Origin of the sequence: Streptomyces sp. MMG1121 (genome assembly GCF_001280015.1) — a bacterium.
Classification (GTDB): domain Bacteria; phylum Actinomycetota; class Actinomycetes; order Streptomycetales; family Streptomycetaceae; genus Streptomyces.
Genome location: NZ_LGDV01000207.1, coordinates 71,386 through 94,856 on the forward strand (window position 1 = coordinate 71,386; position 23,471 = coordinate 94,856).

A 23,471-nucleotide genomic window follows, 5' to 3' on the forward strand; every position below is an offset into this window, starting at 1 on the left:
GAGCCAAGTCCAGTGGGTGACGCCTGGCACGGTCCAACCCCATTCGTGGGAAACCGAATTGAGGCTATGCAAGCCGTGGACTGATCCTTTACGCTCACCCGGTCCTGCGGTGGCGGGAGCACCGCGCGACACAACACGCGCTTTGACGCCCAGGAGGCATGTGATGCTCCCTCGCCCCAGCCTGCTCGTGGCCGCCATGGTGGCCACGGCGGTTCTCACCGGCGGCACACCCGGAGTTGCCGCCCCCCGAACCCACCATCCGTCCGCCGACCGTCAGTTCGCCGCGCTCGCCAGGCAGGTCCACCTGAGCAACACCGGCGGCATGAGACCGGCCGACGACGGCGGTGATCCTGACGACCCGGTCGCCGGAACCCTCCAGTTCGCCGCGGCACGTACGGCACCGTCCGCCACGGTTTCCGGCGCCGCCCTCGCCGCGGGAGCGGCCGCCGGCGACCGGCTCCCTGTGCGTGGCGGCACCTGGTCCGAGGTGACCAGCGGGTCGGCCGACAGCGAGACCCCTGGTTATGCCGACCCGTCCTACTCCGACTACGGCTCCGGCTGGGGCCTGGTGACCGGCAGGGCGTCCGCACTCGCCACGGACGGCAAGTGGGTCTACGCCGGGTTCGCCGACGGGGGCGTCTGGCGGTCCAAGGACACGGGCAAGACATGGACACCCGGGTTCCAGCACGCGTCCACCGAGTCGATCGGTTCCCTGTGGGTGAATCCCGCCGACCACTCCCTGTGGGTCGGCACCGGTGAGGCCAACACCAGCGCCGACAACTACACGGGCCAGGGCGTCTACCGCTCCGCCGACCACGGCAGGACCTTCCAGCGGGTCGGCGGCTCCGAGCTCCTCAACGCCCAGGTCGGCACGTTGACGACGAACGGCTCGTACGTGTTCGCTGCGACGAGCCACGGCCTGTGGCGGCACCAGCTCTCCCGCGGGCTGGACACGCCGTGGCAACGCGTGCTCAGCCCCGACCCCAACCCGGACAACGACCCCACGCGGACCTCGATCATCTCCAGCGTCACCGTCCAGCCGGGCACTCACGGCGCCACCGTGCTGGCCGCACTGGGCTTCCGCAACGGCACCCCCTACGACGGCCTCTACCTGTCCACGAAGGGCGGCGCACCGGGTACCTTCCAGCGGATACGGCCGGCCGGGCTCGACGACTCCGACATCGGCCGCACCAGCCTCGCCTACGCCTACGACGGCAGCGCCCTGTACGCGGTGATCCAGTCACCCGCCTACACCGCCGGAAAGCGCCCCTCGCCGATGCAGTCGACCTCGCTCAAGGGCGTGTACAAGTCGGCGAACGGCGATCCGAACGGGCCGTGGACGCTCGTCGCGGACGCCGGGACGCTGGGCAGATCCGGATCCGCCCAGTCCTTCCCGTCCACCTACGAGCCGGGGGTGGGCTCCTGGTACAACCAGTACGTCAAGGTCGACCCACGCGACCCGCAACACGTCTACATCGGCCTGGAGGAAATCTACGAATCCCGCGACGGCGGCGCGAGCTGGACGACGATCGCACCCTTCTGGAACTACACACTGCCCTGCTACGGCACCGCCACGGGCTGCCCGCCCACCGTCCACACGGACCAGCACGCCATCGCGATCAACGACGAGGGCCGGCTGTACGTGGGCAGCGACGGCGGCGTGTGGACCCGGCTGACGACCGACCATGCCACGACGGGCTGGCACGACCTCAACGCCGGCCTGCACACGCTCCAGTACTTCTACGTCGGCGCAGGTCACGACCCCCAGGGCGGAACGGCACTGTGGGGAGGTCTGCAGGACAACGGCGCAACCCTGGTGCGCGGCAACTCCCACGACGTGATCCAGCCGTTCGCCGGTGACGGCGGCGATGTCATCGTGGACCCGGACAACGCCGACCGCGCGGCCGTCGAATACACCTACGGCGACATCGCGGTCACCACCGTCGGCGGTCGTTCCGACGGCACAGCCGCGGCGTTCCGGGAGATCAGCCCCAGCTGCCAGATCGGTGCGCCGATCGCCGGCTGTGATCCGAAGATGCAGTTCATCGCCCCGTTCACCGCCGACAGGGCGAACGGCAACCGCTGGGTGATCTCGGGCCGGTACGTATGGGAGAGCCAGAAGGGTTTCGACACCGTCTGCGCGAAGGCCGCCGGGACATGCGACTGGCAGCCCGTCTACGACCTCGGCGAGACCGCCTCGACGACCGCGGTCGAAGCCGACAACGGCGTCGACTATGTCGGCTGGTGCGGGCCATGCCTGCCCTCGGACGAGGAGGGAAACGGCTTCAAGAGCGGCATCGCCACCAACTACGGCGGCACCTGGCACGCCATCACCGCACCGAACCTGCCGAACCGCTACGTCACCAGGATCGTCAGCGACCCGGCCCATCCAGCCCACGTATATGCCGTTTACGGCGCGTACTCACGCAAGTGGATCCCGGGTGGCGGCGTCGGGCACGTCTTCGAGTCACTGGACGGCGGGGCGACCTGGAGGGACATCAGCGGCAACCTGCCCGACGTCCCGGCGGACGCGATGGTCATCGCGAAGGGACAGTTGATCCTCGCCACCGACCACCTCGTCTACGTCGCGGACGTCAGGAACCCGACCCGCTGGTCCCGGCTCGGCCACGGGCTGCCCAGTTCGGTCACGACCGACATCACCCTCCTTCCCTCAGGTGACACCGTGGTCGCCGCGACACACGGGCGAGGGCTGTGGAGGCTGAGGCTGAGCAAGTGAGCCGGCCGGCGGCGCGCACGGCGCGGTGACGGCGTCGACTGGACCGCCAGACGGCCGCACCCCGGGGCTTCGTCGTGCAGTCAGGTGTCACGACTGCCCCTATAACGGAGGTTGCGACTGCACAGGTCTGACCAGGTGGAAGACCTCCCGGGCCGCGTAGCGCTTGAGGCTTCGGACTATCTCGCGTCGGGTCTTGCCCTCCTTGCTGCGGCGTTCGTAATAGTCCTGGGTGCGCGGGTCGACGCGCAGGCGGGTCTGCACGATCCGGTGCAGGGCCGCGTTAGCTTGCCGGTCGCCGCCGCGGTTGAGGCGACGGTACTGCCGGCTGCCCGAGGAGCGCTCGACGGGGCTGACCCCGCACAGCGCCGCGAAGGACGCCTCATTGCCCAGGCGTTCCGGGTTGTCCCCGATCGTGATCAGCAGAGTGACGGCTGTGTCCGGACCGATGCCCACTACCTCAAGCAACTGGGGAGCGTGGCGTTCCACCAGCCGGGTCAGGCGGCCCTCCAGGTCCTTGACCTCTTCGCGGAGCTGCCTGATGCGCCGGGCCAGGAGACCCAGGGTCACGTGGGTGGCGTGGAGCGCGGCCCCCTCGCCGGTCTCATGGTTCAGGCTGTCGTCGACGAGCCCTGCGCAGGTGCGGAAGAGTTCTGCGTTGCCCAGCCCGGCCAGTTCCTCCCTCAGCTGCGGATCGGCACGGATGAGGACGGCCTTGAGCTGGTTGATCGCCTGGGTGCGGGCCCGCACAGGGCCAGCCAGTGGGGTTTCTCGTCCTCCAGGAACAGGACCGGGCCGAGCACGTCGCCACCGAGAAGGAACTCGCCGAGGCCAAGAAGCACTCCTGGGTCAGAATCCCCCGCTTCGACTACACCCCATCCGAGCTCCTTCGCTTCATCCTCAGCGGCGGCCAGCCACACCGGGCGAGCGAATGGGCCGACGCTCCCGGCAGCGCCCTCGAAGAGCAGCTCCCCGAGATCGCACAGGAGGTCACGCTTCGCGGCGAAGCCGCCGAACGCAGACGCCAGGACGAGGCCGAAGCGGCACGCCAGAAACGCATCCGCTGGGAAGCCGCCATGGAACAAGCCCGCATCCGGTACGCGGAGGCGTACCGCGTCAGGCACCTAGAAGCTCAGGAAGCGGCATGGCGCCACGCCACCCGACTGACCCAATACGTGAGCACCGTACGCACGCGAGTCGAGGCCATGCCTCCGGCCCAGCCCAGAACCGACGCCGAGGAACGGATCAGCTGGGCAGCGGCCACCGTTGAGCGCCTCGACCCAGTGAACACACCGCCCCGGTGCCCGACGTTCCCAAGCCACAAGCCGACGACCTGAAACCCTTCCTCGGGCACTGGAGCCCTTACGGTCCCACCTACTGAACGCCCGCACCGCACATTGTGCGCCCACAACCGCAGTTCAGGAGCTCATCGCGACCGGTGCAATCGCGGCACACCGACCTGGTGGGTCATCGGAAAGTTGTCGACCTGAGCGGTCTTCGGAAAACCCGAGGTCAGATCCCATTTCCTGGCCCATCGTCATGCATGTGGGTGCCCAGGAAGTCAAACGGGCCTCACGGCCGACAGTCCGCCCTTTCAACCCGGTCGTTCCAGCCTTCGCCAACACCGTGCTCGACGCGACCGGCGTCCTCCTCGGCCAACTCCCGCTCAGTCGCGACCGGGTGTGGCTGGTCGTGCCAGACGCGGGCCTGACGGATCGGCAGGTGGGCGACTCGTGGTGGAACGCTCCCTGTCAGCCGACCTGCTGCACCTGGATCGCGTCGCTCACCCGAATCGTCCCGGCTGCAAGGACGTCCAGGTAGACACCGAGCAGGATGCCGGGATCCGCCGGGCGTTCGTGGACGGTCGAAGTACGCGTCAACTGGCCCGAAGACCGACCGCCAGCGTCAGTTCAAGGACCCGGTGTGGCGATGCGAGATCCGGAAACAGTTCCCGCAGCTGCGACATCCGGTACCGGACTGTCTGGGGATGGACGAACAACGCCGCCGCCACCTCGTCCCGCCTGCCCTGGTGCAGCAGCCACGCCCGCAACGTCTCCTCCAGCCGCCGTGCGGTCGCGACGGGCAAGGTCCGCAACGGTGCGAGGGCTCGGGTACGCAGGTCTGCGAACGCGTCCGCGTCGGCGCTCAGCACCAGTTCGGGCAGGTGGTCCTCGGTGTCGCGAATATCAGAGGAGAGGGAGCACGCGCGTACGGCTCGTGCGTACGAGGCCGACGCACGCGTCCATGGCCGGGCCGGGCCGACCACGGCGGTGCGGTCGGTCAGCTGCCGCAAGAGATGTGATCGGTCGGCATCGGGGACGAGCAGCACACCGGTGGCGTCCGGCAGATCGTCCAGGATGAGGGTGCTCGGGTCGAGCGCGCGGTAGGCGGGCCGGGCCTGGGCGGCGGGCAGCAGGACCGCCGTCAGCGAAGCCGGAGGCTGCCACCCGGCCCGTTGAGCAGAGGCCAGCAGCACGTCCGGGCTCGCGCCGGCGAGGAGGTCGCGGGCCAGGTGTTCCAGGTGGCGCTCGTGGGCCCTGCCCCGGGCGGCCAGTTCGTCGGCGTGGCCCGCGGCGCTCGCGGCGGAGAGCTCGTCGATGTAGGCGAAGGTCAGCTCGGCGAACTTGGCGACCTCGGCGGCGGGCAGACCTGCGGACACGGCGCCCGCTGCCAGGCATCGCCAGGCCACGCGGGCGCCGACGCGGTAGGCGCTGAGCAGGGCGTCCATCGAACGTCCGTCGCGCACCTCGCCGCGGCCCAGCTCGTAGGCCGCGTCACCGCCGTCGCCGCCCGTGGCGTTCCCGCTCGCGAGGTCCAGGTAGTGCCCGAGGGCGGTGCGAACGGCTCGGCGGATGGTGCCGCCCATGCTGCCCGAAAGGGCGTTGGCGTAGGGAGGGACCTCGTCGATGATCGCCTGGACGACCTCGTCGGCGGTGGTCTTCAGCGCGGCCCGAAGTGCGGTGACCGTCGTCTCATCCAGGGCCAGTTCGCTGGCCCTCTGGGTTACACGACTCACGTTTTTATTCCCTGCGAACAATTCCACCCACCAGATTCACATCCTACGGTCAGGACTTTACGCCCTGAGACGCAGCAAGCTGGGGTCATGACGAGTGCAGCCCTTCGCAGCAGGGCGTGGAAACTGCTGGAGATGGTCACGACGCCGCTGCTGCCGTCGGACTACCTCGACCTGGTCAGCCCACTGCGTGCGGGCGCTGACCTGCGGGGGCGCATCGAGGCCGTGCACCCCGAGACGGATGACGCCGCGACCATCGTGATCAGGCCGGGACGGGGCTGGCGCGGCCACACGGCCGGTCAGTACGTGCGGATCGGGGTCGACGTCGACGGGGTGCGCCTGTGGCGTGCCTACTCCATCACCTCGCCGACGAACCGTCAGGACGGCCGCGTCACGATCACCGTGAAGGCGATCCCGGACGGCAAGGTCAGCAACCACCTGGTCCGCAGGGCGAAACCGGGCACGCTGATCCAGCTCGACCAGGCGACCGGTGACTTCGTGCTGCCGCAGGCCAAGCCCGCCAAGGTGCTCTACCTGACGGCCGGCAGCGGCATCACACCCGTGATGGGCATGCTGCGCGACACCGAGTTCGACGACGTCGTCATGGTCCACTGCGCGCCACGGCCGCAAGACGTGATCTTCCGCAACGAACTGCACGACCTGGTCGCGGACAAGAAGCTGCGGCTCACCGAGGTGCACACCGACACAGACGGCGTGCTCGACATCGCCCGTCTCGACGAACTCGTGCCCGACTGGGCCGAGCGCGAGACCTGGGCCTGCGGGCCCGCGGGCCTGCTCGACGCCGCCGAAGAGCACTGGACCGAGCACGGCGTACAACAGCGCCTGCACATCGAACGCTTCCGCCCCGGCATCGTCGTCACCGGCGACGGCGGCGAGGTCACGTTCAGCGCCACCGGCACGACCGTCGACGCGGACGGCGCCACGCCGTTGCTGGACGTCGGCGAGGAGGCCGGCGTGCTCATGCCCTCCGGGTGCCGCATGGGCATCTGCTTCGGCTGCGTCACGCCGCTCAAGGCGGGCGCCGTCCGCGACCTGCGCACCGGCGAGATCACCGAGGCCGAGCCGGGCGTCCTCATCCAGACCTGTGTGTCCGCCGCGGCGGGCCCTTGCGACATCGAACGGTAGGAGCACCTTGACCGCCATCGACCCCACCGCCCACCTGACGGCGGAGCAGATCGAGGAACTCGGCCGCGAGCTGGACGCGATCCGTGACGAGGTGATCGCCGGACGCGGCGAGAAGGACGCCGCCTACATCCGTAGGGTCATCTCGGCGCAGCGCAAGCTCGAGCTGGTCAGCAGGGGCGTGCTGCTGTTCTCGATGTTCCCGCCCGCGTGGCTGCTCGGCACCGCCGGGCTGTCCGCGGCGAAGATCATGGACAACATGGAGATCGGCCACAACATCCTGCACGGCCAGTGGGACTGGATGCGCGACCCGAAGATCCACTCCACCACCTGGGAATGGGACCACGTCTCGCCGGCCGACCAGTGGAAGCACTCGCACAACGAGCTGCACCACACGTACACCAACGTGATCGGCAAGGACAACGACCTCGGCTACGGCATCATGCGCGTCGACGAGGACCAGAAGTGGCACCCGTTCCACCTCGGCCAGCCGCTGTGGAACTTCATCAACGCCTGCTTCTTCGAGTACGGCATCGCCGCCTACGACCTGGAGCTCGGCAAGAACCTGCACAAACGCCGCCGCAAGAACCCGGAGTTCCGGGAGCGGGCCAAGGCCGTGGGCCGCAAGATCCGCAAGCAGGTACTCAAGGACTACGTGATCCACCCGCTGCTGTCGGGCCCGTCGTTCCTCCCCACGCTCGCCGCCACGTTCACCGCGAACCTGGTCCGCAACATCTGGTCCCACTCGGTGATCATGTGCGGGCACTTCCCCGAGGGCGTGCAGGTCTTCGAGCGCCGGTCGATCAAGGGCGAGACACGCGGCCAGTGGTACCTGCGCCAGATGATGGGCTCGGCGAACATCAGCGGCAACAGGGCCATGCACTTCATGACCGGCAACCTCTCGCACCAGATCGAGCACCACCTGTTCCCGGACCTGCCGAGCAACCGGTACGCCGAGGTCGCTGTGAAGGTGCGCGCGCTGTTCGAGAAGTACGAGCTGGAGTACGTCACCGGACCGCTGCCCAAACAGGTGTTCTCCGCGTGGTGCAAGGTCTTCCGGCTCTCGCTGCCGAACAAGAAGCCCAACGTCAAGACGCCGGACCGCGAGCAGGAGCTCGTCGCCGCCTGATTGTCACAAACGCCTGGCTCACGAACCCGAGGTCAGGCGCCCTTGTCCGCAGGCTCCAGAATCGCCACGCACTCCACGTGATGCGTCATCGGAAACACGTCACAAGGTGTGTGGACGGGAGGAGAATCTGCAGATCACATGGGGGTTTCCTGCCTTGGGCGCGGGCTGTGAGGCGGCCGGAGCGTCAAATGAGCTTCATGTCTGACGGACTTTCTCTCCTCCTTTGGCCGGTACACCGGGTTGTCCGCGTTTCTGATGCCCGTGGCCGTCATGTTGCTGCTCGGGCGGCAGGTCAGCTGCTGGAGTGCTGCGGGATGCCCGGCGCAGCGCTCGCCACCGGGCCGCCCGGGCCGACCCGGTGGGCCGGTGATGAGGCTGGACATCAGGACCGACTCGTCGCCGGGTTTCACCTCGTGCACATCGGCGTCCGCCCCCGGACGCCTGCCCGGGTGTCCTGCTCCTTGGCCTGCCGGTACGCCGCTTCGAAGGCCGCCATGCCCGTCGCATCGGAAATGAGGTCGGCGGGGCAGGGAACCGGCAGCGGCTGCATGAGAACCATCGTGCCAGTTCGCGCGGGACGGCACGGACGTCGACACGGCAGGCGTGTGCCTCACTGGGCCTGGCGGGCCGCCGATGGGCAACCGGCGCGCTGGCAGGGCTCCGGCCCGGGACTGGTGGAACCGTTTTGGACGGAGAAGGACCCCAGCGTGGTGATCGCCGGGGTCCTTGCCCTGTGGGAGTCAGGGGCGCTCGCTTCAGGGGCCGATGGCGGGGTCAGTCGGTGGCGGGCCGGGAGCGTCGTCCGTGTCTTCGTGCCGGCGCCCGGTCCGCCGCCCGGGCCGCCGAGGTACGCGCCAAACGGGCCATGGGATGATCTTGACCCGTGAGTGATCCACAGGGTTCCGGTGCGCGCGGAGGCTGGCTGGCCTGCATCCATGAACGACTGCGGGAGGCTCGCCGCAGCAGGGGGCCGCGGCGGGGGTCGTTGGAGGAGGCGGCTCAGCGGGCGGCCGACGACCTGGAGGGCGTTGGCTGGCGGGATCGGCCACCGGCCCGGCGGCGGACTCTCCATGAGGTAGCCGAGCGGGGCGCCGGCTACCTGGCGGGCCGGTAGACACCTGCGGCAGGTTCCGGCGCCCAGGGACGGTCACAGCAGGCGGCCGGCCGGATCTCCGCCGGGGTCGTCGGCCAGCACGATGGCGGCCCTGACGACGGCCTGCTGCGGCAGTACTGCCCAAGGGCACAGTATGTCCCGCCACACCCGCGAGGACCTGGACGCTGCCGCCACCGAACTCAACAGCCGCCCACGCAAAACGCTCGGCTGGGAGACCCCAGCCGAGCGTCTGTCTAAACTGCTCGCGGCTTGATCAACTCACCGCCTGGAATTCGCCCACGCCGGTGAGGCCTCACGGTTCGGTTCGACTCACACCTGTCCGTACGTCAGGCGGAAAGGGGGAGCGCCGAGCGTTGCGGAAGCCAGCCCGTACGGGTCGGCCAGGGGCGCAGATGCGGCGGTAGGGCGGGTGCGACAGGTGAATCCGAGTTGGGTCATGGCCCTGAGGACTTCGCCGGTGCTGAAATCACGGCGGTCCTGGCGGGTGATGACCTGGCCGACCTGCTTGGCGGGGTAGTGGCGTCGTCCGATGATGACGAACTCACCGGTGACCAGCTCAGGTGTGACGCCCTTCATCAATTCCACCACGCCGCTCTTGGTCAGGTCGAACGGGAAGCGAGCGATGACACAGCGCATGATGCCTGCCTCCAGGGAGACGAGAAGAAGGGGCCGGGTAGGGGTGACGGCGGTTCAGCGAGAGAGGGCGAGGACGCCCAGAGCGTTGCCGTGTCCGTCGACCACGGGCGGGGCCCCGAGCCGGCAGCAGCGCATCGCACGCTCGGCTTCGGCCCTCGTGGCCAGCGGCGAGGCGAAAGGCCCGATGACGTCGGCGATGTCCCGCAGGCGGATCCGGTCCGTGTATCCGGAGCCGTCACGAACGGCCGTGAGCCCGGCCCGGGTGACCAGGCCGGTGCGCAGACCGTCCTCGTCGCAGACGACCAGATGACCTGTACGGGCGGCGGTCATCACGCACAGTGCCACCTCCACGGTCATGTCCTCCCAGACCTGCGGTCCGGCCGCGTCCGCGGAATCGGCCGCCGGCTGCACGACGTTGGTACGTGTTGAGCGGAACTGCATCTGGTCCAGCGTCAAAGAGTGCCTCCTGCGAAGTTGAGCCGGCTTCCTGATCACGAAGGTTCTATGCAGCCGCACCTGCGGTGGACTGCCGTACGACCGCACGGCGAGCCGCCGAGACGGGGCGGCGCCGACCGCGTGAGGTGGCGCCGCGCTTCTTGGGGCGTTCAACCACCGGTGCGGTGATGACGACCGGGATGCCGGAGGGGGCCTGAGCGCCGGTGATGCGGTGCAGGGCCTTTTCGCCGACGCGGACCTGGGTGGTCTGCGGGACGATGCCGGCCGCTGCCATGAGGCGAGTCATGCCGCGGCGCTGGTTGGGTGTGACCAGGGTGACGACACTGCCGGACTCTCCTGCACGGGCGGTACGGCCGCCGCGGTGGAGGTAGTCCTTGTGGTCGGTCGGCGGGTCGACGTTGACGACGAGGTCGAGGTTGTCGACGTGGATGCCGCGCGCCGCGACGTTGGTCGCTACCAGCACGTTGACGTGCCCGCTCCTGAACTGTGCCAGCGTGCGGGTGCGCTGCGGCTGCGACTTCCCGCCGTGCAGGGCGGCGGCCCGTACCCCGCTGTTCAGGAGGTGCTCGGTGAGGCCGTCGACGGCGTGCTTGGTGTCGAGGAACATGATCACACGGCCGTCGCGTGCGGCGATCTGGGTGGTGGCCGTGTGCTTGTCGGCGCCGTGAACGTGGAGCACGTGGTGCTCCATCGTCGTGACCGCGCCGGCCGAAGGGTCGACGGAGTGCACGACGGGGTCGCTGAGGTAGCGGCGCACGAGCAGGTCGACGTTGCGGTCGAGCGTGGCGGAGAACAGCATGCGCTGGCCTTCGGGGCGGACCTGGTCGAGAAGGGCGGTGACCTGCGGCATGAAGCCCATGTCGGCCATCTGGTCGGCCTCGTCGAGGACGGTGATGGAAACCTGGTTCAGCCGGCAGTCGCCGCGGTCGATGAGGTCTTTGAGGCGTCCCGGTGTGGCGACGACGACCTCGGCGCCACCGCGCAGCGCGCTCGCCTGCCGGCCGATCGGCATTCCGCCCACCACCGTGGCCAGCCGCAGCCTCACGGAGCGGGCGTACGGGGCGAGCGCGTCGGTGACCTGCTGCGCCAGCTCACGCGTGGGTACGAGGATCAGCCCCAGCGGCTGCCTGGCCTCGGCGCGCTGCCCGGCCGTACGGGCCAGCAACGCCAGCCCGAAAGCGAGGGTCTTGCCGGAGCCGGTGCGGCCACGGCCCAGTACGTCGCGGCCGGCGAGGGAATTCGGCAGGGTGGCGGCCTGGATCGGGAAGGGTACGGTCACGCCTTGCGAGCTGAGCGCACCCAGCAGCGGCCCGGGCATGTCGAGATCGGCGAAGCCCTCCACGGCGGGAAGCGCGGGAGTGATCGTCCTGGGCAGCGCGAACTCCCCCTGGACCGCGGCGGGCCGGCGGCCGTAACTCCCGGAACGGCTCGACCCGGCGGAGCGGCTCCTGGCCGACGAACCGAATCGGCTGCCACCCCTTCCGGATTCGGCACTGCCGTTACGGGTGCGGGTGAAGCGGTCGTTCGTGCGTGTGCGGTTCATGCGGAACCTTCCTCGATGCGGCACATATCAAGGAATTCCCGCAGCGATCAGCAGAACGGAGAATTGCAAGAATGGACCGATGGAATGCGAAAGCGAATCTGGCCGACGAAAAATCCGTGCGGGCACAGGAGCTGGAATGAGTGGCGTGAAGCGGACGCAATGTTCGGGAGTCCACCGCGATGAAGCTATGAAGGGATGCGTGCGCCCCTGAAGGATGCTCCGCATGCGGTGAGCCTACGGGTTTCCTGGTTGTCGTCCGCAGGCGAAACCACTGCGGAAAAATGCGAGTAGCTGGGGCCCGCACCCCGAAGGACGCGGGCCCCAGCTACAAGTACGCGACAGTCAGCGTCAGGCGAGAACGATGTTCTCGGCCGTCGGGCCCTTCTGGCCCTGCGCGATGTCGAAGGTCACCTTCTGGCCCTCCAGCAGCTCGCGGAAGCCCTGGGCGGCAATGTTCGAGTAGTGGGCGAACACATCAGCGCCGCCACCGTCCTGCTCGATGAAGCCGAAGCCCTTTTCCGCGTTGAACCACTTCACGGTACCAGCAGCCATGTCATTTCTCCTCTGGGGCAGTGCATCGGGATCCGCACTGCACGGACCCCGTGTCGCCGCGATGATCACCCCGTCGGGAAAAAGACCGAATAACAAGCGCTTCCAACGGCACAGGCGCCACCCGGAGGACACTTGAAGTTTTGGGACCACAACTGCAACTGAGATCGACAGTAGCACGCCGAAGCGGCCTGTGTACGCTGAAGAATCCCACCCCACTTAATGCGATAGAGAATCTGTCTGCCTGTCCCGTTGAAACCTCAGCTCGCGGGCACAGATATTGACCCAGCCGAAGCGCAACGCTTCGGGAGGTTTTGGGGGTGCGCCCAGCGTAAGGGCTGCTCCCCCAAGGGATGGTGCGAGCGGGCGTGGAGATCAGGGTGGCTCCGGCAAGCGTCACGGCCCGTCTTGGGCACACGCACGGGAGCGGCCATATCGAAGACCATCAAGGACCAGACCGTCGATCAGCTCGGTGGAAACAGCAGCATCCTGGTGCGGCAACGCCGTGAGCACGAGGAAACGGCGGCTGACGGATCACTACCTGACCCTCGACGACCTTCACCAGCGGGAACGCGTTCTGAAGCAGGCGGTGCCGCTGGTCTTCAGCCATGCCTTCATGGAAGAGACGGTGCTGTGGCCCGCCGTACGAGCCTCAGGCCCGGACGGCGAGGAACTTCGACAGCCGCAGTCGTTTTTCACAGCGGTACAGGGGCACGCAAGGCGCGCAACACCGGCCGCGTACCCTCGGACAAGGCAGTGCCCTCATCCCGGAATTCCAGTTCGGCGGCGCCACCGACCCGAGCCAACCGCATCTGGGCCATTCCCCCAGGCGAGCCCCCGGCGATGCGCCGCCCGCAACGCGCGCACGGGCATGCGCATGTCGCGGGCCACTGCACGGGACGCGCGAGTGGATAGCGCGAGTGCCGGTGAAGCGGTTAGATCGCGGGACTCAGCGACTCAGCCGCCGCTCTTGCGCCTGAACGACCGCTGGCTCGCAGCCGGGCCGTGCGCAGAACGCACCTTCGATGCATCGGACTTGGCGGCAACATCAGCGGCATCCGCCTGCGCACCGCGCTTGCGCGCCAGGGCTTCGCGGAACTTGCGCTTGAGGTCGTAGTTGCCGTCGCTGTCCGGCTCCAGAGGGGACGTCTCGGGGGCAGCCGGCTCCGAACCTTCCGTAGATACGGGCTCTGCGGTCATGGTGACCTCCTGGGTTCGGGGGGGGTGGGCAAGCACAGCTTGTCATGCCGGGCGCAGTGCGAGGCGCCGACAACATCATCCTGCTCCGTTTCGGCGGGCGTCCTTCCCGCGGCCAAAGGTGTTGACTTCGTAGGTGAGGCACACAGGACGGCTTCGGGCCGGGCCGAGGGTTGTCGATCCCGTGGCCAGGCTGCCAGGGCAACGGCTCTCAGCCGTTGCGACGCACGAGGGCGGCCCTGCGGGCCTCGGCGAGCTTGCGGGCCTCGCCCGCCTTTCGGGACTTGCCGCCGGCGGCCGGACTCACCGGCGCGGGCGGTGCGGCCCGCCCGGTGCACATAGTCCTGTCGCAGCTTCCGCGACCATGAACAGCCTGCGGACGAGAAGCCCGTGCGCCCCTCGGCGGGGGCAGGCATCGCCTCAGACAACTCCCGGAGCGTTCGACTTTGCAAGGGCGAAGGCTATGACTGTTGGTCGCCAAGAGCCCCGGCCGGATTTGCCGAGCACTCGACGCGAGGGCGCAGGGAGGAGAAACCGGGGGCAGCGGTGCCGACGCCGGAGCTGCAGCACACCCGCCCGGAAGCCCCCGCCGGCCGCGCCTGTAGGAGCTTGCCGTCGAGCGCAGCTCTCACCGACGCCCCTATGACGCGGGGGTGCGGGCAACCGGTCTGAACAGGTTGAATACCTCGCGGGCTGCGTATCGCTTGAGGCATCGGACGATCTCACGGCGGGTCTTGCCCTCCTGGGTGCGGCGTTCGTAGTACGCCTGGGTGCGCGGGTCGTGGCGCAGGCGGGTGAAGACGATGCGGTGCAGGGCCGCGTTGGCCTGGCGGTCGCCGCCGTAGTTGAGCCGGCGCGTGCTCCGACGGCCTGAGGAGTACTCGATGGGGCTGACTCCGCAAAGGGCAGCAAAGGACGCCTCGGTGTTCAGTCGCTCAGGGCTGTCTCCCATGGTGATCAGGAGAGTGACGGCACTGTCCGGGCCGATGCCCACCTGTTCGAGTAGCTGTGGGGCGTGGCGTTCGACGAGCCGGGTCAGGCGTTGGTTCAGCTCGTCGATCTGAGCGGTGAGCTGCTCGATGCGCTCGGCGAGCATGCGCAACGTCAGGTGGGTGGCCTGTGCCACCGCGTTCTCGCCTCCCTCACCGTCGGGCGGGCCGAGGCGTGCGCAGGTGCGGAACAGCTCGGCATTGCCCAGGCTGGACAGCTGTTCCCGCAGGGCGGGATCGGCGATTACCAGGACGGCCTTGAGCTGGTTGATCGCCTGAGTACGGGCCTTGACCGCGGAGTCCTTGGCAAGCTTGAACAACCGGGCGCTGTGCACCGGACCGTCGCCGGACTTGGCCCGGGCCCGAGCGCGACCACTGAGCACGGCCCGCGCAGCAGCCTGCGCATCGAGCACGGACAGCCGTGTGGCCCGCCTTGCCAGCGGTCCTTCGTCGGCCATGGCCCGAACGGTCAGACGAACGCTCGACAGGGCTGACCCCGAACAGCGCGGCGAAGAACGCCTCGCTGGCTAGGGCGCTTCTGATGGCTCTTGGTCGGGTGCCCGAGCGACCGATGCGTCAGGAATGGGCGCGTCTTCACCAACCTCATGCGGGGCATCCGGGTCGGGCGCCGCCCGCCAGGGCCCGTGATGCCCATGTCCGACGCCGAGATCACCCAAACTGGCGCTACACCTGAACCTCGAACCAGACACCTCTGCCGGAATAAAGTGCTCTTTTAGACGCGGGCTTCTGCGGCCGTCCGGCGGTGCTCATCGGCAATCTGCACTGCCTGTGTTTCCGGCACGCTGCCGCTGTCCAGGCCGCAGGTACATCGCACCACTGCGTGCCCGGTCGGGTCATGCTCGATCCATCCTCCCCGGTGGGTTCTGTTCCGGGTGAGGGTGTGCACGACTGTCGTGTGTTCCACCATGCGCCCATGCTCATGGCCGGGGCGCGGCCTGCCCATACGACGCCCGCCGAGTGGGCGACTGCTGCGGGCCGGCCAGGCGGGCACCTTCGCCGAGCCTGACGGGCGTCATGCGGGCGTGTCGGTGATCAGCTCGTCTGCGCGTTCGCCCGTGACCAGGTAGACCACGCGCTGGGCCACCGAGACCGCGTGGTCGGCGAACCGCTCGTAGTAGCGGCCGACGAGTGTGACGTCCACGGCGGTTTCCACGCCGTGCTGCCACTGGTCGTCCATCAGGTGCTGGAAGATCGTGCGGTGCAGCTCGTCCATGCGGTCGTCGTCCTTCTCCAGCTGGAGTGCCGCATTGACGTCCTGAGTGAGGATCACTTCGGCGGCCTGCGCCATCAGGCGCTGGGCGAGCTGGCCCATCTCCAGGACCGTTCGTCGTAGATCGCGCGGCACCGCCCGGTCGGGATACCGCATCCGGGCCAGCTTGGCCACATGCTGGGCCAGGGCACCAGAGCGTTCCAGGTCCGCGCTCATGCGCAGCGAGGTGACCACGACCCGCAGATCCGTGGCTACCGGCTGCTGCCGTGCCAGCACCGTGATCGCCCGGTTCTCCAGGTCGCGCTGGAGGTCATCGACCTTTTCGTCGGCTGAGATCACGCTCTCGGCAAGCTGCAGGTCGGCATCGAGGAGAGCGGTCGTGGCCAGGCCGATGGCCGAGCCGACCAGGTTCGCCATCTCCACCAGGCCGTCACTGATCGAGGCCAGTTCCTCGTGGTAGGTCTCCCGCATCGCGTCCTCACCGTCCAGTCGTGTGCCGGCCTTCGCCCGTTGCCAGGCTCGCACACATCGCGCATGGAGCGGTGGCCGCCTGGCGCGACCTGGCGGCTACCCAGATCCGGGGGACCATGGAAGCACTGCGAGGTGCATGGGACAGGCCGCAGCCCGAAGCGGAGCGGGGCCGCGTCGCGCGCCGGGCAGGCGGAAGGAGTGCCTGGGATGAGGACAGCCGACCTCTTCGGGGGCGAGGGCGACCAGGCTGGCGCCGGGCTGCCGCAGCGCAGTGGGCTGCTGGATCTGCTGAGTGTCGCGGCGGTGGTGCTGGATGCCGAGGGGCGGATCGTGCTGTGGAGCCCGCAGGCCGAGGAGCTGTTCGGCTACACCGCGCAGGAGGCGCTGGGCCGGTATGCGGCGCGGCTGCTCGTCCATGAGCAGCACCTGGACCTGATGATCAGACTGTTCACCGAGGTCATGGGGACGGGCCAGGGGTGGGCCGGCGCCTTCCCCGTCCGGCACAAGGACGGCAGTACCCGGCTGGTGGAGTTCCGCAACATGCGGTTGCTGGACGACCGGGGTGACTTCTACGCCCTGGGCATCGCCACCGACGAGGCAATCCTGCGCCAGGTGGAACGGGACGTGGCCCTCTCCACGCGGCTGGTCTCGCAGTCCCCGATCGGGCTGGCCGTCCTGGACACCGACCTGCGCTACGTGTCCGTCAACCCGGCGCTCGCACAGATCAACGGCGTCCGAGCCGAAGACCACCTCGGGCGACCAGTCCGCGAGGCCCTGCCTTTCCTGGAGGTCGATGCGATCGAGGCTGCACTGCGGCAGGTCCTCACGTCCGGAACGCCCGTGATCGATCAGCAGAGCGTGGGACGCACTCCCGCCGACCCCGACAACGATCACGCCTGGTCAGTCTCCTACTACCGACTCGACGGTCCCGGCGGCCGGGTACTGGGGGTAGCCGTCGTGCTGGTGGATGTCACCGACCGGCACCGCGCCCGGCAGCGCTTGGCCTTGATCGCCGATGGCTCCGCCCGTATCGGCACCACCTTGGATATGGAACAGACCGCCCGAGAGCTGGCCGACGTCGCCGTCCCCGCGCTCGCCGACGTGGCGGCCGTTGACATCCTGGACTCTGTCCTGGACGACCGCCACCAGAGGGCACCCGGCGCGGGCCGGGCCCTTTTCCGGGCCCTCGCCGTGAAGGCCGCGTACCCCACCGAGGCCGTCCGCGCCGCCGACCCTCCCGGCCACCTCACCAGCTACGGCGCGGATCGCCTGGCCAATCAATGCATACGGACCGGCCGCCCCATCCTGGTACCCCACGTCCGCGAGCGGGACCTGGCCCGCATCGCCCGTGACGCCGAGGCCGCCGCCATCCTGGCCCGCGCCGGCGTCCACAGCTATCTCGTGACGCCCCTGATCGCCCGCGGCGAGGTGCTCGGCGCCCTGGGCCTCACCCGCGCCCGCAACCCGCTGGCCTTCGACAACGACGACCTGACCCTGGCCGGTGAGCTGGCCGACCGAACCGCGGTGTCCATCGACAATGCCCGTCTGTACCAAAGTGCACACAACACCGCCGTCACCCTCCAGCGCAGCCTGCTGCCGGACCTCCCACCGCAACAAGCGGGCCTGAAGATCGCCTTCCGATATCGGCCCGCCGGAACGACCATCGAAGTCGGCGGCGACTGGTTCGACGTCATCCCCCTCGCGGAAGACAAGACCGCGCTGGTCGTAGGCGATGTGATGGGCAGCGGCATAAGCGCCGCCACCACCATGGGACGCCTGCGCACCGCCACCACCACCCTGGCCGACCTCGACCTCCCACCAACCGAGGTACTGCACCACCTCGACAAGATCACCGCAGACCTGGACCAGTACGCCACCTGCGCCTACACCGTCTACGACCCACACCGCGCCCTGTGCCACATCGCTGTCGCCGGACACCTGCCCCCCGTCCTCATGCGGGCGGGCGAGCCCCCCGAACTGCTCGATCTCCCCACCGGCGCACCCCTCGGGGTCGGCGGTGTCGCCTTCGAAGTCACCACGTTCGGCCTGGCCCCCGGCGACCAACTGGTCCTCTACACCGACGGCTTGGTCGAGACCCGCCACCACGCCATCGACGACCGCCTGGACCTCCTCCTCCAACTGCTCCACAGCCCCAACCGATCCTCGGAAGAAACCTGCGACCGGCTCCTGGACGCACTGCGCGATCCGGACGACCACGACGACGTCGCCGTACTCATCGCCCGTGCCCGACGCTGGCCCCAGCCTTAGAGCTCGTTACAGAATGAGCCGTTCGCGACCGGCCGCCGGCCCCGTCCCTCTTTCCCAGGTCCAGCAACCTACCCATCGCCGACCGTTAGCCGCTTGGATAGGCTCCGCGGGGAACCCTTCAGGAGGTGTCATGGCGAAGGTCACCATCAGCCTGGACAGCGATCTGGCCATCGAGGTCATGCTGCTGGCCGGTACCAGGAGCCCGCAGGACGCCGTCGAGTTGATCGTCCGCGACTACCTGGCACGGGGGCACCGCACCGAGGCTCGCGCCGGCAACGCCGCCGACCAGGATCGCCTCGCCGACCGGCGGTCAGCGCCGGAAGAGGGCCGATGAGCACTTCAGGTGAGATCGGCGTGTCGGCTGGTGGGTGAAGGTCCTTCTGGGCAGGGTCCGGCTGGTGTCCATCGATCTTGTCTCCTACGACCTGTGGGAGCGAATAGCTCCACTCCTGCCAGAGCGGCCGCCCCGACGCCACCGTCATCCCGGACGGCTGCCTGTGCCGGACCGGGTTGCGCTGGCGGGCATCGTGTACGTGCTACGCAAGGGTGTGGCCTGGTGCGACGTCCCAGTCCAGGTCGTCGGCTGCTCGGGGGTAACCTCCTGGCGTCGGCTGCGGGACTGGACCGAGGCTGGCGTCTGGCCTCGCCTTCATGAGGCACTCCTGGCCGAGCTGCGGGCAACCGGCCTGCTGGACATGGACGATACGGCCATCGACGGCTCCCACATCAGGGCCCTCAAAGGGGGGCTCACGTCGGTCCTTCGCCCGTCGACCGCGGTCGCCCCGGCTCCAAGCACCATGTGATCGTCGACCGCCACGCCACGCCCCTGGCCGTCTCCCTGACCGGTGGGAACCGGCACGACATCACCCAGTTGATCCCCCTGCTGGACGCGATACCCCGCATCCGAGGGGTGCGCGGACGTCCCCGCAACCGCCCCAGACGGCTCTTCGCCGACCGGGGCTACGACTACGACAAGTACCGCCACCTGCTGCGGAAACGCGGCATCAGACCCCTGATCGTCCGACGCGGCGTTGCCCACGGCTCCGGCCTTGGCGGCACCTGCTGGGTCGTCGAGCGGACCTTCGCCTGGCTCCATCAGTTCAAACGACTCCGTGTCCGCTACGAGCAACGAGCCGACCTCCAACGGGGACTACTCGAACTCGCCCGCAGCATCATCTGCCTTCGACGGCTCCGCAAATCATTCTGAAATGATCAGTAAAAGCGCCTGCGTATCCGCTACGAGATACGCGCCGACCTCCACCAGGCGCTACTCGAACTCGCCGGGTGGCGAGGGTGCACGGTCCGTGCACCCTGAAGGTGATGTTGGTGAGCGGCGAGGTTGCTCACCCGGTGCAGCTGGGAACGCTGCCGGCCGGAGCGCAGTTGTTCGGCCGGTTCCGGCTGACGGTGGTGTCGGTGAGGGCGGCGGTTCCGGACGCCTTGTAGATGCCACCTCCGTCGCCAGCCGTGTTGCGCACGACGGAGCTGTGTTTCAGGGTCATGGGGCCGATGTCGTTGTACACGCCCCCGCCCTGGGCGGTGCCCCCGTCGGCCGCGCGCGCGGCGTTGCCGTCGATCTGGGTCGTGTCCCCGGTGAACGAACCGCCCAGGAGGTTGACGATGCCGCCGCCCCGGGCGGTCCCCCCGAGGGCGGTCGCTGTGTTCCGGCGTACGTCACTGGCGCTCAGGGAGAGGTCGCCGTGCGGGCCGACATCGATGCCCCCGCCCCTGACGGTGCCGCCCCGGGAGGTGACGCGGTTGTCGGAGACGTGGGTGTCGGAGACGGTCCACTGGTGGTCGGCCGCGAGCCCGCCGGCGAACGCTTGACCGCCCGGAGCACTGACGGAGTTCCCGCTGAGAGTGCTGTGCTGGACGGTGGCCGGGGCGAAACCGGCGACACCGCCGCCGAAGGCCACGTTGTCGGTTCCGGCGGGGACCCGCACGGTGTTGTCGAGGATGCGGCTGCAGTCGAGGGTCAGCGGTCCGTCGATGGCGATCCCACCACCTGCAGCGGTGCCGCCGCCGGGACCAGTGTATTCGGCCGTGTTCCCGCTCACCTCGGTGTCCTTCAGGGTGGCCGTGCCGTCGCTGTCGAGGCCGCCGCCCTCGACGTAGACGCTCCCGGACCCGGTGTTGTGAAGAAGGCGGCTGCGCTTCATGGTCAGCGTGCCCTGGTTGTTGATACCGCCGCCGCACACCACGCCCGGACCGGGGGCGATGGGGCAGTCCGTCGCCCGGCCCCCGCTGATGGTGAGCTGGTCGAGGGTGAGGTCGCCGCCGGCGGCGACCAGGAGGATGCGGAAAGCGGGAGCGGAGGACACGCGCCGGATAGTGGCACCGTTGCCCTCGATCGTGAGAGTGCTGGTGATGGCTGGCAGACCGTTGGCGGGGCTGGTCTGGTCGGGGACCGTCAACCTGTAGGTGCACCCGTGGGCCAGCAGGAGCGTGTCGGGGGCCGGCGAACCGTTGGCGGTGTTGATGGCTGCGACGAGTGCGCTCACCGAGCACGGTACCTGTACGACCGCTGCGTGCGCCGGTACGGCCGACAGCGTCACCACGGCGCTGGCCGCCGCTGCGGCCGCGGCCAGGAAGCGGCCGGATCGTGCCTGCGCCTGACGGGGCAGCGGACTCTTGCGACGGACGTTGCGACAGAGCGTCAGGGGCATGGGTTTCCTTCGTACTGGGCCACCCGCTCGGAGGCTTGGGAATCAGCGGCGCCGCCGCCCGGCCCGTTGCCGGTGACATGGGCGCCGCGATCAGCTGACCACCTTCCCTGGTGGCCGGCGTGCAGGTAGGGCCTGTGGGACACGAGTTGTCGCCCGAACGGGCCCGGCGCGAGCACTGCACCGTGCCGGACGTCGGCTTCAGCCGGACGCACGGCATACCCGCCACCTCGTCGGCTTCGAATCCTGCAGAGCACGCCCCACCAACTCAAGCGCCTCCGAACCCGCTACGAAATACGCGCCGACCTCCATTTGGTCAGCTCCAACTCGCCTGCAGCATCATCTGCTTGAGACAGATCCGAACCTCGTTCTGAAACGACCAGTTAGAGGGCGGCTAGGCCGTTTCTGATGGCTCTTGCTGGTTTGGTGGATCAGCTCTTCGGCTGGGCAGGCGCGCCTCATGGTGCGGCGACATGAGCTCACGGACGCGCAGTGGCAGAGGATTGAGCCGTTACTGCCCGCCAACGGCAGGCCCGGCGGGCAGTGGGCCGATCACCGCAAAGTGATCAACGGGGTGCTGTTCAGAGCCCGCACGGGGGTGCCCTGGCCGGACCTGCCTGAGCGGTACGGCCCCTGACGGACCGTTTATGAACGGCATCGCCGTTGGTCGGCGGACGGAACACGGCGGCAGATCCTGGGCGAGTTACGGATCGAAGCGGACGCCGCTGATCCCGACAAGGCACTGGCCAGGGCGGTAGAGGCGGAGAGTGCGCAGCGCAAGCGCGATTGGGCGGTGAACATCGACTCCACGTCCTGCCGGGCACATCAGCATGCGGCCGGGGCCCGTCACCGGCCGCCGCGCGACTACCCGCAAAAGGGGGCGGTGCTCGTGTGGAAGCGGATGGGCGGGAGGCACTGGGGCGCTCACGGGGCGGGCTGACCAGGAAGATCCACCTGTTGTCAGACGATCGCGCCCGCCCCCTGACCTGGCAGACTTCGCCGGGCCAGCGGGGCGACAGTCCCATGTTCATCCCTGTGCTGGACGGCTTGCGGATCCGACGGCGCGGACCGGGCCGACCGCGCAGCCGCCCGGATCGCGTCCGCGGTGACAAGGCGTACTCCAGTCGCGACAACCGCAGCTACCTGCGACGACGGGGGATCAAAGCGACCATCGCCCAGCCCGATGACCAGCGAGCCGCCCGTCGACGCAAGGGCCGGGCCGGAGGGCGCCCGCCGGCCTTCGACAAGGTCCAGTACCGTCGCCGCAGTGCCGTCGAACGGTGCGTCAGCGAGTAGAAGCAGTACCGGGCCGTGGCCAGCCGGTACGACAAGCGCGACTACATCTTCAACGGCACCCTGGCCATCACAGCGATCGTCATCTGGCTCCGAGACATCGTCCAAGAGCCATCAGAAACGGCCTAGTACTGCAACCGCATCTGGGGGTTGTGGCCTCGACGTTTGTAGTGGGAGCGGCGGGCTCGGGCCTGGCTGTGTCTACGGAAGTGTGACCGGTGCAGATGGTATTCGTTGGTGTGGTGGCGGGGCGTGATGACGATGTGCCCGATCAACCGGCGGATCTCCGGGACGCTGAGGGGTATGAGGTCTTGCTCGTCCTCTGCGTTGCCCCTTTTGCGGCTTCTTGTGCGCGGACTGCGGTCAGGTAGGCGACTGCGGCCATCGACAGGGTGATGTGCCGGTACCAGGCCCGGTAGAGCCGGACCTGGTAGTGGTCCAGGCCGCACTCTCCCTTGGCGGTCTGGAAGCACTCCTCCACCGCCCACCTCGCTGCGGCAACTTTGACCAGGTCTTTCAGTCGCGAGGAGGCCGGTCCGTAGCAGACGTAGTAGGCGATCTCGGTGGGGTCGCTGACACTGCGGCGGGCCAGCATCCGGTGCCCGAAGCCGTCTACCGAGCAGGGGCGGATCGCGACGCGTGCCCAGTCGTAGACGCGTTCGCCGTGGCGCTCCGGGTTGTCCCCCACCGTGTTGATGGCCTCAGGCGGCGATCGTGGTCGGACGGGCGGCGGCGAGATCCTGCGGCTGTGTCCGTACGTCGTTCCACCGAACTCCTCGGACGCCCCCCGCTGGAGTTCGACCATCTCCTGCGCAAGACACCCACTGCACAGCTCTAACCATCGGGACCGTCTTACCATCGGGACCGATAGCCGATTCACCTCACCATTCCCGAGCTCTCGTGACCCGCCCTCAGAAACCAACGCGGACCATCCAGGGCTGGATCTGTCGGGTCTGTGCGATCGCTCGCAAACAACGGTGCTGACCGGCTTGCTTGGCCCCAGCGGCCAAGCAAGGCGGGCGGCGCCCCTCGTGCCTCTAGG

19 protein-coding genes and 3 pseudogenes are annotated in these 23,471 nt (G+C 68.7%); 9 read left to right on the top strand and 13 right to left on the bottom strand.

The features are described 5' to 3' along the window. Positions 1–163 precede the first annotated feature (163 nt). Entirely contained in the window at positions 164–2,737 is a 2,574-nt protein-coding gene (locus ADK64_RS28610; protein ID WP_053663510.1) for a hypothetical protein, read from the top strand. Between the two features lie 99 nt (positions 2,738–2,836). Here ADK64_RS28610 and ADK64_RS28615 read toward each other — a convergent pair whose 3' ends face one another. Then, on the bottom strand, positions 2,837–3,484 hold the full coding sequence (locus tag ADK64_RS28615; protein ID WP_234384733.1) for a transposase: 648 nt from the start codon (positions 3,482–3,484) through the stop codon (positions 2,837–2,839). An 11-nt stretch (positions 3,485–3,495) separates the two neighbouring features. Between ADK64_RS28615 and ADK64_RS28620 the strand changes: the two genes are divergently transcribed. Next, positions 3,496–4,071, top strand: a complete 576-nt coding sequence (locus ADK64_RS28620; protein ID WP_234384734.1) for a hypothetical protein — start codon at positions 3,496–3,498, stop codon at positions 4,069–4,071. 414 nt (positions 4,072–4,485) lie between these two features. On the opposite strand, the gene ADK64_RS48500 is transcribed toward ADK64_RS28620, so the two are convergent. Beyond that, positions 4,486–4,614 carry a hypothetical protein gene (locus tag ADK64_RS48500; RefSeq protein WP_267888569.1) on the bottom strand — a complete coding sequence of 43 codons (129 nt, stop codon included), beginning with the start codon at positions 4,612–4,614 and terminating at the stop codon, positions 4,486–4,488. Further along, complete coding sequence (locus ADK64_RS28625) at positions 4,611–5,750, bottom strand: PucR family transcriptional regulator (protein WP_053663514.1); 1,140 nt, start codon at positions 5,748–5,750, stop codon at positions 4,611–4,613. Before ADK64_RS28625 ends, ADK64_RS48500 begins: the two co-directional genes overlap by 4 nt. An 87-nt stretch (positions 5,751–5,837) precedes the next feature. Here ADK64_RS28625 and ADK64_RS28630 point away from each other — a divergent pair, with 87 nt between their 5' ends. From ADK64_RS28630 to ADK64_RS47600, 3 genes and pseudogenes are all read left to right on the top strand, one after another. Beyond that, positions 5,838–6,893 carry a ferredoxin reductase gene (locus tag ADK64_RS28630; RefSeq protein ID WP_053663516.1) on the top strand — a complete coding sequence of 352 codons (1,056 nt, stop codon included), beginning with the start codon at positions 5,838–5,840 and terminating at the stop codon, positions 6,891–6,893. A gap of 7 nt (positions 6,894–6,900) precedes the next feature. After that, positions 6,901–8,019: a fatty acid desaturase family protein gene (locus ADK64_RS28635; protein WP_053663518.1), complete on the top strand. Its 1,119-nt coding sequence runs from the start codon at positions 6,901–6,903 to the stop codon at positions 8,017–8,019. A gap of 1,210 nt (positions 8,020–9,229) precedes the next feature. Then, a pseudogene (locus tag ADK64_RS47600) lies at positions 9,230–9,386 on the top strand (IS30 family transposase); the annotation flags it as partial. A 56-nt stretch (positions 9,387–9,442) separates the two neighbouring features. Here the strand turns inward: ADK64_RS47600 and ADK64_RS28640 are convergent. From ADK64_RS28640 to phoU, 8 genes are all read right to left on the bottom strand, one after another. Then, the gene (locus tag ADK64_RS28640; protein WP_053663520.1) at positions 9,443–9,769 is read right to left on the bottom strand and encodes an SCO5918 family protein; all 327 of its coding nucleotides are present in this window, start codon (positions 9,767–9,769) and stop codon (positions 9,443–9,445) included. A gap of 54 nt (positions 9,770–9,823) precedes the next feature. Further along, positions 9,824–10,225: a CBS domain-containing protein gene (locus ADK64_RS28645; RefSeq protein WP_053663522.1), complete on the bottom strand. Its 402-nt coding sequence runs from the start codon at positions 10,223–10,225 to the stop codon at positions 9,824–9,826. A gap of 46 nt (positions 10,226–10,271) precedes the next feature. Further along, positions 10,272–11,768: a DEAD/DEAH box helicase gene (locus tag ADK64_RS28650; protein ID WP_053663524.1), complete on the bottom strand. Its 1,497-nt coding sequence runs from the start codon at positions 11,766–11,768 to the stop codon at positions 10,272–10,274. Between the two features lie 348 nt (positions 11,769–12,116). After that, positions 12,117–12,320 (bottom strand): cold-shock protein, encoded by a 204-nt coding sequence (locus ADK64_RS28655; protein WP_014145516.1) that lies wholly within the window; start codon positions 12,318–12,320, stop codon positions 12,117–12,119. 954 nt (positions 12,321–13,274) lie between these two features. Beyond that, positions 13,275–13,517: a DUF5302 domain-containing protein gene (locus ADK64_RS28660; RefSeq protein ID WP_053663526.1), complete on the bottom strand. Its 243-nt coding sequence runs from the start codon at positions 13,515–13,517 to the stop codon at positions 13,275–13,277. A 208-nt stretch (positions 13,518–13,725) separates the two neighbouring features. Next, the gene (locus ADK64_RS43550) at positions 13,726–13,854 is read right to left on the bottom strand and encodes a hypothetical protein (protein WP_267888571.1); all 129 of its coding nucleotides are present in this window, start codon (positions 13,852–13,854) and stop codon (positions 13,726–13,728) included. A 300-nt stretch (positions 13,855–14,154) separates the two neighbouring features. Next, a complete protein-coding gene (locus ADK64_RS28665) occupies positions 14,155–14,961 on the bottom strand; it encodes a transposase (protein WP_234384735.1) in 807 nt (268 codons plus the stop codon). 575 nt (positions 14,962–15,536) lie between these two features. Next, positions 15,537–16,205: a phosphate signaling complex protein PhoU gene (phoU, locus tag ADK64_RS28670; protein ID WP_053663528.1), complete on the bottom strand. Its 669-nt coding sequence runs from the start codon at positions 16,203–16,205 to the stop codon at positions 15,537–15,539. A 207-nt stretch (positions 16,206–16,412) separates the two neighbouring features. Between phoU and ADK64_RS28675 the strand changes: the two genes are divergently transcribed. The 3 genes from ADK64_RS28675 (at position 16,413) to ADK64_RS43560 (ending at position 19,680) form a co-directional block, all read left to right on the top strand. Further along, complete coding sequence (locus ADK64_RS28675) at positions 16,413–18,473, top strand: SpoIIE family protein phosphatase (protein ID WP_053663530.1); 2,061 nt, start codon at positions 16,413–16,415, stop codon at positions 18,471–18,473. Positions 18,474–18,603: 130 nt separating this feature from the next. Next, entirely contained in the window at positions 18,604–18,807 is a 204-nt protein-coding gene (locus ADK64_RS28680; protein WP_030677427.1) for a hypothetical protein, read from the top strand. Positions 18,808–18,871: 64 nt separating this feature from the next. Further along, positions 18,872–19,680, top strand: a protein-coding gene (locus ADK64_RS43560) for an IS5 family transposase (protein WP_199829730.1) whose coding sequence is annotated in 2 segments (ribosomal slippage) — positions 18,872–19,211 and positions 19,211–19,680 — 810 coding nt in all. Because the reading frame shifts where the segments join, the coding sequence is not laid out codon by codon here. A 136-nt stretch (positions 19,681–19,816) separates the two neighbouring features. Here the strand turns inward: ADK64_RS43560 and ADK64_RS28695 are convergent. Next, the gene (locus tag ADK64_RS28695; RefSeq protein WP_053663535.1) at positions 19,817–21,139 is read right to left on the bottom strand and encodes a hypothetical protein; all 1,323 of its coding nucleotides are present in this window, start codon (positions 21,137–21,139) and stop codon (positions 19,817–19,819) included. A gap of 457 nt (positions 21,140–21,596) precedes the next feature. Between ADK64_RS28695 and ADK64_RS43565 the strand changes: the two are divergent. Next, a pseudogene (locus tag ADK64_RS43565) lies at positions 21,597–22,558 on the top strand (IS5 family transposase). A gap of 142 nt (positions 22,559–22,700) precedes the next feature. Here ADK64_RS43565 and ADK64_RS46160 read toward each other — a convergent pair. After that, positions 22,701–23,138 (bottom strand): annotated as a pseudogene (locus ADK64_RS46160) (IS701 family transposase); the annotation flags it as partial. Between the last annotated feature and the right edge of the window lie 333 nt (positions 23,139–23,471).

Coding starts and splice junctions, on each gene's coding strand:
- ADK64_RS28630 (WP_053663516.1), top strand. CDS start 5,838: ATGACGAGTGCAGCCCTTCGCAGCAGGGCGTGGAAACTGCTGGAGATG.
- ADK64_RS28680 (WP_030677427.1), top strand. CDS start 18,604: ATGGCGAAGGTCACCATCAGCCTGGACAGCGATCTGGCCATCGAGGTC.
- ADK64_RS28650 (WP_053663524.1), bottom strand. CDS start 11,768: ATGAACCGCACACGCACGAACGACCGCTTCACCCGCACCCGTAACGGC.
- ADK64_RS28695 (WP_053663535.1), bottom strand. CDS start 21,139: ATGCCCCTGACGCTCTGTCGCAACGTCCGTCGCAAGAGTCCGCTGCCC.
- ADK64_RS28610 (WP_053663510.1), top strand. CDS start 164: ATGCTCCCTCGCCCCAGCCTGCTCGTGGCCGCCATGGTGGCCACGGCG.
- ADK64_RS28655 (WP_014145516.1), bottom strand. CDS start 12,320: ATGGCTGCTGGTACCGTGAAGTGGTTCAACGCGGAAAAGGGCTTCGGC.
- ADK64_RS43550 (WP_267888571.1), bottom strand. CDS start 13,854: ATGTGCACCGGGCGGGCCGCACCGCCCGCGCCGGTGAGTCCGGCCGCC.
- ADK64_RS28640 (WP_053663520.1), bottom strand. CDS start 9,769: ATGCGCTGTGTCATCGCTCGCTTCCCGTTCGACCTGACCAAGAGCGGC.
- phoU (WP_053663528.1), bottom strand. CDS start 16,205: ATGCGGGAGACCTACCACGAGGAACTGGCCTCGATCAGTGACGGCCTG.
- ADK64_RS28665 (WP_234384735.1), bottom strand. CDS start 14,961: ATGGCCGACGAAGGACCGCTGGCAAGGCGGGCCACACGGCTGTCCGTG.
- ADK64_RS28675 (WP_053663530.1), top strand. CDS start 16,413: ATGAGGACAGCCGACCTCTTCGGGGGCGAGGGCGACCAGGCTGGCGCC.
- ADK64_RS28660 (WP_053663526.1), bottom strand. CDS start 13,517: ATGACCGCAGAGCCCGTATCTACGGAAGGTTCGGAGCCGGCTGCCCCC.